Source organism: Heyndrickxia coagulans DSM 1 = ATCC 7050 (genome assembly GCF_000290615.1).
Classification (GTDB): domain Bacteria; phylum Bacillota; class Bacilli; order Bacillales; family Bacillaceae_C; genus Weizmannia; species Weizmannia coagulans.
In genome coordinates, this window is record NZ_ALAS01000176.1 from 1 (window position 1) to 13,077 (window position 13,077).

General features: G+C 46.5%; 13 protein-coding genes. 2 read left to right on the forward strand and 11 right to left on the reverse strand.

All coding sequences use genetic code 11. The features are described 5' to 3' along the window. Positions 1-44 precede the first annotated feature (44 nt). The 8 genes from IC21_RS08830 to cax form a co-directional block, all read right to left on the reverse strand. Positions 45-1,298: an ABC transporter ATP-binding protein gene (locus IC21_RS08830; protein ID WP_029142837.1), complete on the reverse strand. Its 1,254-nt coding sequence runs from the start codon at positions 1,296-1,298 to the stop codon at positions 45-47. Beyond that, entirely contained in the window at positions 1,298-1,897 is a 600-nt protein-coding gene (locus IC21_RS08835; protein WP_029142838.1) for a MarR family winged helix-turn-helix transcriptional regulator, read from the reverse strand. The genes IC21_RS08830 and IC21_RS08835 overlap by 1 nt, the downstream gene beginning before the upstream one ends. 254 nt (positions 1,898-2,151) lie before the next feature. Next, positions 2,152-3,528: a 23S rRNA (uracil(1939)-C(5))-methyltransferase RlmD gene (rlmD, locus tag IC21_RS08840; protein WP_029142839.1), complete on the reverse strand. Its 1,377-nt coding sequence runs from the start codon at positions 3,526-3,528 to the stop codon at positions 2,152-2,154. Between the two features lie 13 nt (positions 3,529-3,541). Then, complete coding sequence (locus IC21_RS08845) at positions 3,542-4,405, reverse strand: DNA-3-methyladenine glycosylase family protein (RefSeq protein WP_029142840.1); 864 nt, start codon at positions 4,403-4,405, stop codon at positions 3,542-3,544. A 619-nt stretch (positions 4,406-5,024) separates the two neighbouring features. Next, positions 5,025-5,813 carry a delta-lactam-biosynthetic de-N-acetylase gene (pdaA, locus tag IC21_RS08850; protein WP_013860352.1) on the reverse strand — a complete coding sequence of 263 codons (789 nt, stop codon included), beginning with the start codon at positions 5,811-5,813 and terminating at the stop codon, positions 5,025-5,027. 142 nt (positions 5,814-5,955) lie between these two features. Further along, the gene (locus IC21_RS08855; protein ID WP_017554110.1) at positions 5,956-6,153 is read right to left on the reverse strand and encodes an SE1561 family protein; all 198 of its coding nucleotides are present in this window, start codon (positions 6,151-6,153) and stop codon (positions 5,956-5,958) included. 142 nt (positions 6,154-6,295) lie between these two features. After that, on the reverse strand, positions 6,296-7,090 hold the full coding sequence (locus tag IC21_RS08860) for a YfkD famly protein (protein ID WP_017551475.1): 795 nt from the start codon (positions 7,088-7,090) through the stop codon (positions 6,296-6,298). Between the two features lie 425 nt (positions 7,091-7,515). Next, entirely contained in the window at positions 7,516-8,577 is a 1,062-nt protein-coding gene (gene cax, locus IC21_RS08865; protein WP_029142841.1) for a calcium/proton exchanger, read from the reverse strand. A 113-nt stretch (positions 8,578-8,690) separates the two neighbouring features. Here cax and IC21_RS08870 point away from each other — a divergent pair, with 113 nt between their 5' ends. Further along, positions 8,691-9,875, forward strand: coding sequence for an MFS transporter (locus IC21_RS08870; RefSeq protein ID WP_029142842.1), 1,185 nt, complete (start codon positions 8,691-8,693; stop codon positions 9,873-9,875). A gap of 305 nt (positions 9,876-10,180) precedes the next feature. On the opposite strand, the gene IC21_RS08875 is transcribed toward IC21_RS08870, so the two are convergent. Further along, complete coding sequence (locus tag IC21_RS08875) at positions 10,181-11,023, reverse strand: YihY/virulence factor BrkB family protein (protein ID WP_029142843.1); 843 nt, start codon at positions 11,021-11,023, stop codon at positions 10,181-10,183. A gap of 81 nt (positions 11,024-11,104) precedes the next feature. Between IC21_RS08875 and IC21_RS08880 the strand changes: the two genes are divergently transcribed. Then, complete coding sequence (locus IC21_RS08880; protein WP_013860358.1) at positions 11,105-11,374, forward strand: DUF1128 domain-containing protein; 270 nt, start codon at positions 11,105-11,107, stop codon at positions 11,372-11,374. 109 nt (positions 11,375-11,483) lie between these two features. On the opposite strand, the gene map is transcribed toward IC21_RS08880, so the two are convergent. Continuing rightward, complete coding sequence (gene map / locus IC21_RS08885) at positions 11,484-12,236, reverse strand: type I methionyl aminopeptidase (protein ID WP_029142844.1); 753 nt, start codon at positions 12,234-12,236, stop codon at positions 11,484-11,486. Positions 12,237-12,388: 152 nt separating this feature from the next. Next, a complete protein-coding gene (locus tag IC21_RS08890; RefSeq protein WP_029142845.1) occupies positions 12,389-12,904 on the reverse strand; it encodes a type 1 glutamine amidotransferase domain-containing protein in 516 nt (171 codons plus the stop codon). Positions 12,905-13,077 lie beyond the last annotated feature (173 nt).

The window sequence follows — 13,077 nt, forward strand, 5'->3', positions numbered from 1 at the left end:
AATAAGAAGATATCATCCCACCAAGCCATTTAAATATAGTTCATTCAAAAATTAGAATGAACTATATTTAAGACGTGCGAAATGTGGGATCCGCTTGTTGGTGCATAGAAACGTTCAAGCAAACTAAAGATCGTCGATTTGCCGCCGCCGGAAGGGCCTGCAAAAGCAATGACTTCATTTGGTTTTGCCGTAAATGATACATCTTTCAGGATGGGGTCATCCGGCGCATCTTCGTAGGCAAAGTCCACATGTTCCACTGATAAAGTTTTGCCAGCCAAATCCAATTCAATGCCCTTCGTAAAATCTTCTGGCTTTTCAGCAAGCAATTCTTGTACACGGCGCGTTGAACCCGCAGCCTTTGCCATTTCTGAAAATAAGGTTGCAATGACCGGCACGGCCCCAATCAAGTTAAACAAATACATCAGAAAGCTCATTAAAATCCCGATTTGCATTTCACCAATTGCAATACGGTGCATCCCATAAGCAAGAAGCCCAAAGACCATACTCATAAATACCATCATCATGATGGGTTGCATTGTTGCATCAAAGACAGCTTCTTTTTTTCCAACTTTAAACAGTTTGTTTATTTCATTATTGGCACGAACTTGCGCTTGTTTTTCTGCGTTCGAAGTTTTTACCAACCGGATTTCACTTAATGTTTCACTTGAAATCCCGTTAAATTGGGCCATCGCCTCTTGGCGGATATGCCCGATTTTTGTACCAAAGGCCATGATCGGCATCATCAAGATGACGACGATTGGAACAGCTACAACCATAGCGACCGTCATGTGCCAATCCATCTTGAACATCATATAAACTGTCCCGATGACAGTAATGATGCTCGCGAGTGTCTGCGGGAAAGTCACAGCCAGCAACTGTTTGACTTGTGCAGTATCGTTTACCAGACGGCTTGAAATTTCACCAGCTTTAACAGTATCGAAGTAGCTCACTTTCAAGGTGGTTAACTTCTGCCACAAGCTTTTCCGTAAGTTTTGGATTACATTTTCTCCAAAAATCCCCAGAACCGTTCCGCCAATTGCAGAAACAATGGCTGAGATGACAAATAGTGCGAAGACTTTCCCTAACAACCCATAGTCAATGCCTTTTGAAAAATGATTGACAAGGGATGATGCTAATTTCGGCACATAAATTTGTACACCGGATGAAACAACCAGCAGTAAGACACCCATCGCCAGCAAAAGATATTTCGGTTGCGTCGTTTTGATGAGTTTCATAAATTGTCCAATTGAAAATTTGGTTTGATCTTTACGGACTGAACCATTGAATCCACTTTCCATTATCTTTTACGTCCTTTCTTCCAGCCATCGAATCCGCCGCCCATGAATCCGCGGCCGCCGAAGCCGCCAAACCCGCTGCGCTCTAGCATTTGTTCCCGTGCACGGCCGAAACGGGCACTCATTTTCCCAAAAAGTTCCCAGCGTTTATCATTGCTGAAGACTTCGTGGAGCTTATTATGAAATGCTTCGCTTGAAATATTGGAAACCATGCGTTCAAGATATTGATCCAACATTTCAAGCTCATCCTCTGCAAACCCCTGGAAGAGGACATCTTTTAGTGTAGTTGAAATTGAACTGCGCTCTTTTAAGCTTTCACGGCCTTTATCCGTCATTTTTACAATCGTTACACGGGAATCTTGTTCGGATTTTTCACGCTGGGCAGTGCCGGCTTCTTCAAGTTTCTTGATAATTTGCGTTACACTTGACGGTTTAATATCAAGCACTTCAGAAATGCGGCCCGCTGTCACATTTTCTTCCGCTGCCAACAGCTTCAGCGTTTCAAAAGCATTATCTGTTTTTTCTTCTACTGCATTTACAAAGATGAGAAATGGCTGGTGCGTAATTTCCAATAATTTATCCAGAATTTCATCTTTTTTCATTTTAAAACCTCCAAAATTATTTGTTTAGTTTTTATTTCCTTTGAAAAACTAAATGATATACCGGATTATTTTGTTTGTCAAGATAAAAACTAAGTAAAAAATAGGAGGGGGAAACGGAGAAAAAACCATCGAGATAATGCAGGAATGATAGCGGCTGGACAGAAAAAAGCCCTGAACTCGGGAATCTTCGTGATCCCGAAAACAGGGCCTGTTGGCTAAAAGTTTATGATGTGTCGTAAATGTTTAATTGGCGGTCACAATTTCAGCTCCAGATTCGCCACACACTCCACATGCGCCGTTTGCGGGAACATATCCACAGGCTGCATGTACGCTACGTCATAAGCCTTGCTCAATATGTGCAAGTCCTTCGCCAAAGTGGAAGGGTTGCATGAAACATATATAAACTTCTTCGGCTTCACCTTTAAAATTGTACGTAAGAGGGCTTCGTCACAGCCCGAACGCGGCGGGTCGACAATGACAACGTCCGGGCGCCATCCTTCGTCCAGCCATTTCGGCAGGAGGACTTCCGCTTTGCCGGCAAAGTAATGGGCGTTCGGGATGTTGTGGGCGGCGGCGTTTTTTCTGGCATCTTCAATCGCTTCCGGAATCACATCCATGCCACGGATTTCAGATGCGCCGTCCGCGAGCCACAAGCCAATGGTGCCGACACCGCAGTAAGCATCCGCAATTTTCTCCTTGCCGGTCAACGCAGCGGCGTTTTTCACTTCATTGTAAAGCTTCACCGTCTGGATCGGGTTCAGCTGGAAAAAGGCGCGGGCGGAGAGTTCGTATGTGAATTCTTCGAGCCGTTCTTCAATAATTTCTTTTCCGGATAAATGAATCGTTTCGTCGCCGAAAATAACCGACGTTTTTTTGGCGTTCACATTTTGCGCAACCGATACGACTTCCGGCAGGCGCTTTTTGATCTCAGAAAGGATGAAATCTTTGCGCGGCAGCTCCCGCCTGGCCGTAATCAGCACAACCTGGGCCTGGCCGGTCTGGGTGCCTACCCTTGTGACAATTGTCCGCACGATGCCTTTCCCGGTTTTTTCATTATACACCGGGACATGAAAATCATTTAAAATTTGTGTCACCACTTGTGTCACTTTGTTTGTCAGCGGATGCTGGACAATGCATTCCGGCACGTTGATCAGCCGGTGGGAATCGAGGCTGTAGAGGCCGGAAATAATTTTCCCATGGTCTTCGCCGAGCTGGAACTGGCTTTTGTTCCGGTAAATCCACGGGTTATCCATGCCAATCGTCGGGCGGATATCGAGTTCGTCTACTTTTAACTTTGTATGGCGTTCAAGCGCCTGGATGACAATGTCGCGTTTTTCGATAAGCTGCTGCTTGTACGCAAGGTGCTGGAGCTGGCAGCCGCCGCACTGCTCGTAAACCGGGCACGGGGGTTTTACCCGGTGGGGCGAGCGTTTTCGCACCTTTTTGGCAATGCCCTCCACGTATTTCGGGTGTATCCGTTTTGCTTCAACGACCACCTCTTCGCCCGGCAGTGCACCTGGCACGAAAACGACCGTCCGCTTAAAATAGCCGACCCCTTCCCCGTTGATGCCGAGCCGTTTGATCGTCAAGGGAAATTGCTGTTTTGGTTTAATGATGGCTTCTTTTTGCATAAAATCCGTCCTTCTATTCGATGCTGCGCCATAAGTACAAGGAGGCATAACTCAAATAAGGCTCCCAGTCTTTTGCGTAAGCGTCCATTTCTTCATAAGTAGGTTTTTTCTCAAGCTGGAAAAGTTTTTTCAATGCCTTCTGTATGCCGATGTCAGCTTTTGGAAAATGATTCAGGCGGCCGAGCCCGAACATGAGAAAATTTTGCACGGTCCACGGGCCGATGCCGCGGATTTTCACGAGCGTTTTTAAAATTTCCTCATCCGGTTCCTTCTCAAGTGCCGCCAGATCCAGTTCGCCTGATGCCACCAATTTGGAAAGCCCGATTACATACTCTGCTTTCCGCTCGCTAAACTGCAGGGCGCGTAAATCTGCGACTTGCAATGCAGCCGTTTTTTCAGGAAACGGATAAAACCAGACACCGTCTCTTTGAAAACCAAAATGGTACACGAAACGCTCTGTCAGCGTATGGGCAAATTTCATATTGAGCTGTTGGTGGATGATGCATTTGACCAGGCAGGCATATGGCGAAAAGTCGAGCACAAACGGTGTACCGCGGTGTTCTTTAAAAAGCGGTTCAAGGGCGGTGCCGGTAAAATGGTTTGTGATGCCTGCGAGGTCTTTCTCCCACTGAAAAAGGTGAAAAATCCGCTTCTCAACGATTTCAGCGGTATCCGGATTTTCGCCTTTGATGAGAAATGCAGGTGCCTCCGTCGTGCCGGTTGCAGTGATAGCCGATGTTTCCGGATGTTTGCCGTATATCGGGATTTTCACTGTCCGTCTAAGCGGATCCAGCGCATGCAACGGGTCGAGGCTTAATCTTTCGAGCGCACGATCAAAATTGTACGGGCCATTGATTTTAACGATTTTCTCCCACATGGCGTCCTCTCAATTCGTTTTTAAGTATTATAGCACAAGCGCTCGCCCTTTTCATTGCCGATTCAACGCGCATGAAAAACAACGCAAGATAAAGAGACCCGGCCTGTTACTTGTCTAATCAGAATTTTTATTTGGACAAACGCAGGTGAGCTGTACGGCTATTTGTCTAATTAGCCTTTTTAATTAGAAAAAAGCGGAAGGGCTGCTCGAGCACTTGTCCAGTTAGAGCTCTGCCAATTAGACAATTGCAGGAGGGTTGCGTGCTCATTTGTTTAATTAGCGTTTCCAATTTGACAAATGCAGGTGATCCGCCCGGCTATTTGTCTAATAAAGCTGCCAATTAGACAATTGCAACAGACCCGCGCGAGCATTTGTCTAATTAGACGCCCATGCCGCTGTGAAAGCAGCACCAGCGGAAAAATAAAAATCAACCGGCGCATATTTCAGAATAGACGCCCATGCTGCAGTGAACGCGGCCAGCAGAAGAATGAAGATCAGCCGGCACAATTGTTTCCAATTCGTTCAACCCAACCCGGCAAGCCCTTTTCCTTCTGGCAAGAAACCAGCCTGTTCCGGCAAGAAAAACAGAGCTGCCCACTTTTCAGGCAGCCCTCTTTGGTTACTTTTTCAATTTTTCGGTTTTCATAAACTCATCCATGCTTTTGAATTTGTAGCCTTGTTTTTTCAAGTCTTTGATCACGCGTTCCAATGCGTTGGCATTGTCTTTTGACACAGTATGGAGCAAAATAATGGCCCCAGGGTGGATTTGTGACATGATGCTGTCATAGGCAAATTGTGTGCCGCGCTGGCGGTTCACATCCCAGTCGAGGTAAGCCAGTGACCAAAGGACATGGGTGTAGCCTTCTTCATTGCCCAGTTTCAGCGTCCGTTCGCTCAGGATGCCGCGGGCCGGGCGCAAATATTTCATTTCTTTCTGGCCGGTAAGGCGGGCGGTTTCTGCTTTCACTTTTTCCAACTCTTCACGTACTTGTGCATCGGAAATCTGTGTCATGTCCGGATGGCTCCATGAGTGGTTGCCAATGATATGGCCTTCTTTCACCATCCGTTTCACAAGATCCGGCTGTGATTTTAAATAGTGGCCGGTGACGAAAAAGATGGCAGGGACTTTTTCTTTCTTCAGAACATCGAGTATTTTCGGGGTATACCCATTCTCGTATCCATTGTCAAACGTCAAATACACATACTTGTCATTCGGATTGCCCTTGTAAATGCCGCCGTATTTTTGCAAAAGGGCGTTATAAGCGGCGCCGGCATCCGCCTGCTGCCCGTTTTTGCCTTTGTTAAATCCCCAGTTGATTGGGGCGTTGGAAAGGGCAAAAGCATCTCGCTGCGGGCATATTGAAAAAAACAGGAAGACTGCAAAAAGTGTTGCAAAAACTTTTCTCATAACCAAACTCCTTTTTGTTGTTTTCCTTATCTTTCTCATTTCTGCAGCCGGAAATGCTGGCAGTATCTGTTCGTGCAGGAAAACAGGGCAATATCGTTCCAAAACAGCAGTCGTCCCCCGATGCCAGATAAAAAACCGGCCTTTACAAAGAAGGGGCCGGTTTGCGCTTTTTGAATTGGTCCATTTTCATTTCGATTTCATCGATCATTTGAATAAGCCGGTCAATATCTTCAAGGCCTGCCGCTTCCGGATCAATCGAATCCAGAACCTCCAAAAAGATATTCAGCCGTTCCATTAAATAAGTAAGTTGCTGGTCCTTGTCATATACCGCTTTCCCCAAAAAAATCCTCCTCACGTACTTCTTTCTTATTATAGTATACCCCATTTTCGGCACAGAAAAAAGCTGCCGTTCAGACAGCTTTTTCTTTATTAGCGTGAGACAGGCCTCCTCAGAAGCCGGCGAACCTGCCCAATAAACTTCCTTATTTCGGCTGTTCGCTCACGGAAAAGCCGAACGAAACATAGTCCTGAATCGGAATCCAGGCGCCAATGCCGTGGGAAGTGACGTTTTTCACCAAAATTTCCCGTTTCGTCCCTTTAAGGACAAGGTACACTTCGCCGTATGTCACTTTTCCTTTTTCGTTCACGGCCGGTGCATAAGCATACAAATAGCCGAGCCGTTTTGCCGGGACATTGTATTCATGGCCTTTTTTCGTGCCGGCTCCGATAATCGTGTCAAAGGAAAGCGGCAGCTTCGAGTTTTCCATTGCTTTTAACAGCATCATTTTCTTTACATCGTCCGCTTGCGGAATCCTGGCAGTCAGGCCGCCGCGCACGATCTTTTGCGCTTCCTGGACATAGTGCATTTTATAATTGGCATCGCCGCCGCGGTTATCAAAGTAGTTCGTATTGATTTTTTGGTATTGCCAGTTTGGCGACGTTTCGCTGGATTCATAATTCAGCGGCCATTCGCCCAGATAAATTTTCGCGCGCAAGCCGAGCGATAAAAACGAACGGTTCACGCTTGTTTCATTCAACATCCGCACGAGATTCGGGTTTTCAATTCTGACATTAGATGTTTTCAGCAAAGTTTCGGTAAACTTGCTCGGCTGCAAGTAAGGCAGATCCTGCGACGAGTTCGGATACGTATTTTCTTTTGTAATGTTTAGGACCGACTGTGGAATTTGCACCTGTTTATCTGCCGGCTTTGCTTCCCCTGCCGGCACAGCAAAAAGTACGGCAAGCAGGAAAATCAGGATCGTCCGCATCCATTTCATTGATGTTGTCTCCTTTCACAAGAGGTTACGAACGTACCGTTATTTTTTCCTGCCCGGATTAAAATATCCGTTCCATGCAAATAAAACCCGGCTCCTTTATGCCACATGCATCACGGCACTCCGCCGCGATGTGCCAGCGTATTTTGCGCTTCACACGGCAATATCTTCCGGCGTTACTGAAAAAACTCCGGTTCACCGCTGGACTCCCGTTTATAACGGGCCGCAAGTTTCCGGCGTTATTGCAGATACCCCGTGTTCCTTTTATCCCGATGCATGAGCTTCACCAGTATTTGTCAAAGTATCACACATATTGCTTCCATTTATAATGGACATAAGCTTCCGGCGTTACTGCAACCCGATTTTCCTATATCCCGTTAATGGATCGCACGCATTTTTTCCGGCTATGATGGATACCGATTCCGGAATTACAGCAAGTAAAAACCGATCCCCATGATAATGTAGGCTGCCAGCATGGTGGCACCTTCAAACCAGTTTGTTTCCCCGTCATTTGCTAAAATGATCGTAAGCATGACCGCAGCGATCATCGAGACCAGCTCCGGTATGGAAAAGACAAGCGGCATGGCTTTTTCAAAAAACAAAGATGCGAGCACCAGGACGGGGACGACAAACATGGACACCTGGAGCGTGGAGCCGAATGCAATTTCAACCGCAATATCCATTTTATTTTTTACCGCCATTAAAATGGCCGAAGCATGTTCAGCGGCATTTCCGACAATGGCAACGATGATAATCCCGATAAACATTTCGCTCCATCCGAAACTTTTTGCAACGGACTCAAAAGTATGTACGAGATTTTCCGAAATATAGGCCACTGCAAGCGTCGCAAGGGCAAGCACAAAGATCGATTTCCCCTTTGACCATTCCGGCGCTTCATGTTCTTCTTTCTGCTGGGCCCGTGCTTCCCTGTCCTGATAGATCCCGCGGTGTGTCACCAGTTTAAAAAACAGGGCAAACAAGTAAAGCAGGATTAAAATAATGGAAATGCCAATGCTGAGGCTGACCGTCTTCCCTTCTGACATATTCATGGAAAAAATTTCAGGAATCACAAATGCGACAAAAATCGCGAAAATCAAAAGGCCTGAGTTATGCCGTGCATCATACACGTTAAATTTCTGGCGCTTGTATTTGAGGCCCCCCAAAAAAAACGACATGCCTGCAACAAGCAGCAAGTTCCCGAGCACAGAGCCTGTCAAAGAAGCAAGCACGACCTGGTGCAGCCCGGCCGCAAGGGAAAACAATGAAATAATCAATTCCACCGCATTTCCGAATGTGGCATTTAACAAGCCGCCGATCCGCGGACCCGCTATAATCGCGAGACTTTCGGTTGCCCGGCCCATAAAACTGGCCAGCGCAATGATGGTCAGGCAGTAAACGGCAAACATCAAAACGTTCGGCCAGTGCAAAAGTGCTCCAGCAACCGAGACGGGAACCCCGATCATCACCATAATGGCAAACATTTTATTCATGGCCATCCTCCTTATCTGCTTTCTATAAAATTTTACAAAAGAACGGTTGGCTTGCCAAATTTTTCTGATCTGAATATGCTATAGAGAGCGAATGCACAACGAGAACAAGCCGGGTGAGAGCAATGAATCGTTATGAAAATATGCGTTTTTGGATTTTGGTATTGATGACTTCTGTTTCCGGATTTACACAGGGCATGCTTTTGCCGCTGATTTCCATTATTTTTGAAAAAGATGGAATTGATGCATCATTGAACGGGCTGAATGCAACCGGCCTGTATATCGGCGTTTTATTTGCATCCCCGCTCATGGAAGCGCCGCTGCGGAAATTCGGATATAAGCCGCTTATTTTAACAGGCGGGCTGACCGTATTTGCCTCACTGCTTTTATTTCCGGCCTGGAAATCGTTATGGTTTTGGTTTGTTTTGCGCCTTTTCATCGGCATTGGAGACCATATGCTGAATTTTTCGGCGCAGACATGGATCACGTCTTTCTCCCGGAAAGGGCAGCTCGGGCGGAACATTGCATTATACGGGCTTTTTTTCAGCCTTGGATTTGCCGTCGGGCCGTATATGACAAGGCTTGTAAATGTGGATGAGCGCCTTCCCTTTATTGCCTGCTCCATCATCAGCCTTTGTTTCTGGCTGGCCGTTTTTCTTTTAAAAAATGAGCACCCGGAAGCAGATTTGGAAAATGTTTCTTTTCTGGCCACATTTCAGCGCTTTGGTAAGGTCTGGAAACTGGCGTGGGTTGCATTGCTCCCGCCGCTCGGTTACGGATTCATGGAATCGTCTTTAAACAGCAGTTTCCCGGTTTATGCATTAAGAAACGGAATAAATGTCGATGCTGTTTCCATGATTATCCCTGCCTTCTCGATCGGAAGCATCGTTTTTCAGCTTCCGCTCGGCATGTTAAGCGACCGGCTCGGAAGGCGAAAAGTGTTGATTGCGGTCCTTTTGATCGGCTGCGCCTGTTTTGCGGGGGCTGCTTTTAGCAAATCAAACGTCATCGCGCTGTTTGCTTGCTTTTTCGTTGCCGGTATGGCCGTCGGCTCGACGTTTTCTCTCGGGATCAGTTACCTGTCCGATCTGCTGCCGCGGCCGCTCCTTCCCGCCGGCAACATCATGTGCGGCATTCTGTACAGCTTTGGCAGCATGGCCGGCCCGTATCTTTGTGGCGTGATCATTAAATATACAAATGGACCTGTATTTTTCCTGCTGATTTGCATGATATTGTTTGTTTTGTCCGTTTTGATTTTCCGTTTCAAAAAAACGCCCGCCCCCGTCCCCCGGCACTCCTAACGGCTGCGTGCTGCCGTGCACGTTTTGAAGACCCGGTAACTTTGCCTTTTGTCCGCCAAAATCGGCTGCCTGGGTTGCCGGGGATAAGATTTACCGGAAAAACCGGCCGTGCTCTTAACCCGGGAGATCTCTCCGTTAAGAGCGCGCGAAATTTAGACTGCTTTCCCTATTTGTCCGCCTGTCTTCACTTGTAAAACAGGCGGAATTTGGAACGCCCTTCTTCACTCAGAATGCTTCGTTTCTTCATTAAGATGGCACGGCAACTTGCCGTTTTTTTAATATGCGCTTAAAAGCAGTTATCCAAATTAGCAATTTTTGCGCTTATCATTTAAAACTGCATTCAGTTCACCGCCAAAAATGAGGATGATGCCGCTAATATAAAACCAAAGCATCATGATGATCATCCCGCCGAGGCTTCCGTATGTGGCATTATAATTCCCGAAATGGCTGACATAAAACGATAAAGCGAGTGACGCCACAATCCAGCCGACTGTTGCAAAAATGGCTCCGGGGACAACCGTCAGGCAGCCGAATCTTTCATTCGGCGCAAAAAAGTACAACAAGGCAAATACAATGAACAGCAGGACCGGCGTGAGCATCCATCTTAAAATATTGATCATATTTTTCAAATCATTCGGCAGCCCGAAGTAAGAAAACACATAATGGATGAGTTGCTCACCGAAAACAGGAATTAAAATAACAGCTATAAACACGATGATCATCCCGAGCGTCAGTATCACCGACATGAGCCGCTGCATGACAGGCGAGCGTGATTCCTCTACTTTATAAGCCCGGTTTAATGCTTTAATGACCGCGTTCATCCCGTTGGAAGCGGACCACAAAGTCGCGATCATCCCAAAAGAAAGCAGGCCGCCGTGCCGGTTGGTCAGCACTTCTTTCAAGGTGGTTTCGATCAGCTTAAACGACTGGCTTGGCGCAAAATGCCTGACCATATTCAACACATCATCCGATTTAATCGGCAAATAAGGAAGCAAGGTAAACAAAAAAATCAATAGCGGAAATAGAGATAAAAGAAAAAAGTAGGATAACTGTGCAGCCATCCCGGTAATATCGTTCCGTTTTGAGTTCTCTAACAAAGCCGCAATGGTTGAACGTTTTTTTTCTGCCTGGAGTTCAATTTTATCCAATTTTCATCACCCTCTGTCCGTCCGGTTTACCATTATATTTCCCTCTCTGTTCCGTATGAAACGTTTTTCGGATGGCACGCCATGCGGTATAATAAAAACATGAAAAACACGAAAAGGGTGAAAATGTTGGATCTTTCAGAAAAAACAGCGCAAAATATGGCTTATATGGTGCAAGCAATCACAGCGAAATTAAAAATGGTCAATACGGCGGCACTGCAGTCGTCCCAGTTTAGCATTGACCATTATGACGATTTGTTTGATTTGTACGAAATGGTGATGAAAAAAAATACATTCAGCCCGAATGAAATGCAAGCCATCGTGGAAGAGCTCGGTAGCCTGAAAAAAGATTAATGCCGGCCGGTTTCGGAATGTAAAAAAGCTGGGAGCCTTTATTCCTCCCAGCTTTTTTAGGTTTCCGGCGCTGTGCAGCACTCCAGCCGGATCCGGGTTCAGTGCAGCATTAATCTTCCTGATCCGTAATGATCACAATGCCGTCTTTTGTAACTGCAATGGTATGTTCATATTGGGCGGAAAGGGATCCGTCCCTTGTCCGGGCAGTCCAGCCGTTGTCGTCCATCTTCGTTTCGTAGCTGCCGATATTGACCATCGGCTCGATCGTGAACACCATGCCTTCTTTAATGCGCGGCCCTTTATGCGGCAGCCCGTAGTGCGGCACTTCCGGTTTTTCGTGGATCGTCGGGCCGATGCCATGGCCGATAAAATTACGGACAACCGAGAATCCCTGTGCTTCCACATAAGTTTGAATCGCATGGCCGATGTCGCCGATCCGGTTGCCCGGTTTGGCCTGTTCAATTCCTTTATAAAGCGCCTCTTTTGTAATCTCAAGCAGTTTTTTCGTCTCTCCACTAACTTTTCCGACCGGATAACTCCAGGCGGAATCAGCCAGCGCGCCGTTCAGGTTGACAACCATATCAATCGTGACGATATCCCCTTCTTTTAACGGCGTTTTCCGCGGAAACCCGTGGCAAATTTCATCATTGATGCTTGCGCATGTCGCATACTGGTAGCCCTGGTACCCTTTTTGCTCAGGGGTTGCCCCGTGCTCTCTTAAATATTGGTCGACAAATTCCTCAATTTCCCATGTTGTAATCCCCGGCTTGATCATTTTTGCGATTTGCTTATGCGTATCGGCAAGCAGTTTGCCTGCTTTTTTCATCATGTCAATTTCTCTTTGTGATTTCAGTGTAATCATCGTCCGACTTCCTTTCGTTATGGCAACATTATTCTATGTAAAGGTTCATTTTCTGTTTCCCCGCTCCATTTATCATATCCCTAATTTGCATTGTGCGCAAAGTAAAGAAACTGCTGCCCGGAAAGAGGCAGCAGTTTTTTTCACTTAAAAGCTCATCCGTTCAGGATTTTCAGCGATTCCCTGTTAAATGCAGGGATGTCATCCGGCGTACGGCTTGTGACAAGCTGGTTCTGGCATACGACAACTTCTTCGTCGCGGAAGTTCGCGCCGGCATATTCCATGTCAACACGGATCGATTTGTAACCTGTGGCATCCCGGCCTTCCAATGCTTTTGCCGTAATCAAAAGCTGCGGGCCGTGGCAAATTGCAAACACCGGTTTTTTCGAATCCATAAATTGTTTTACAAATTGGACAAAGCGATCGTCGGCGCGGAGCTGGTCCGGAGAAAAGCCGCCCGGAATCAGGAGGGCATCAAAATCATCCACGCTGACATCATCGATGCCTTTGTCGATATGGATTTCGGTGCCGTGTTTCCCTTTTACTGTTTTTCCGGCTCTCATTTCAATATTGACAATTTCATGGCCGGCTTCCTTATATGCTTTCACCGGTTCGGTGTACTCAGAATCTTCCACTTCATTGGTGACAAGTACAGCGATCTTTTTAGCCAATTGAACCATCTCCTTTTCTAATCTTTGGGACGTTTATATTTTACCTCGTTTGTGCGGTTTTAAACAAATAGTCTGCTTCACGGGTATGTGTCAAGTTTTTCTCGACAAGGTTTAAATATCGGGTATTCCAAGACACTCTTTTTGTACACTTTCGGCTACCGTGCTTCACTTGC

What these genes read in the sequence shown, in the direction of transcription:
- IC21_RS08830 (WP_029142837.1), bottom strand. Translation starts at nt 1,298, where the DNA reads ATGGAAAGTGGATTCAATGGTTCAGTCCGTAAAGATCAAACCAAATTT.
- IC21_RS08835 (WP_029142838.1), bottom strand. Translation starts at nt 1,897, where the DNA reads ATGAAAAAAGATGAAATTCTGGATAAATTATTGGAAATTACGCACCAG.
- pdaA (WP_013860352.1), bottom strand. Translation starts at nt 5,813, where the DNA reads ATGAGAAAAGTTTTTGCAACACTTTTTGCAGTCTTCCTGTTTTTTTCA.
- cax (WP_029142841.1), bottom strand. Translation starts at nt 8,577, where the DNA reads ATGAATAAAATGTTTGCCATTATGGTGATGATCGGGGTTCCCGTCTCG.
- rlmD (WP_029142839.1), bottom strand. Translation starts at nt 3,528, where the DNA reads ATGCAAAAAGAAGCCATCATTAAACCAAAACAGCAATTTCCCTTGACG.
- IC21_RS08845 (WP_029142840.1), bottom strand. Translation starts at nt 4,405, where the DNA reads ATGTGGGAGAAAATCGTTAAAATCAATGGCCCGTACAATTTTGATCGT.
- map (WP_029142844.1), bottom strand. Translation starts at nt 12,236, where the DNA reads ATGATTACACTGAAATCACAAAGAGAAATTGACATGATGAAAAAAGCA.
- IC21_RS08860 (WP_017551475.1), bottom strand. Translation starts at nt 7,090, where the DNA reads ATGAAATGGATGCGGACGATCCTGATTTTCCTGCTTGCCGTACTTTTT.
- IC21_RS08880 (WP_013860358.1), top strand. Translation starts at nt 11,105, where the DNA reads ATGCGGTATAATAAAAACATGAAAAACACGAAAAGGGTGAAAATGTTG.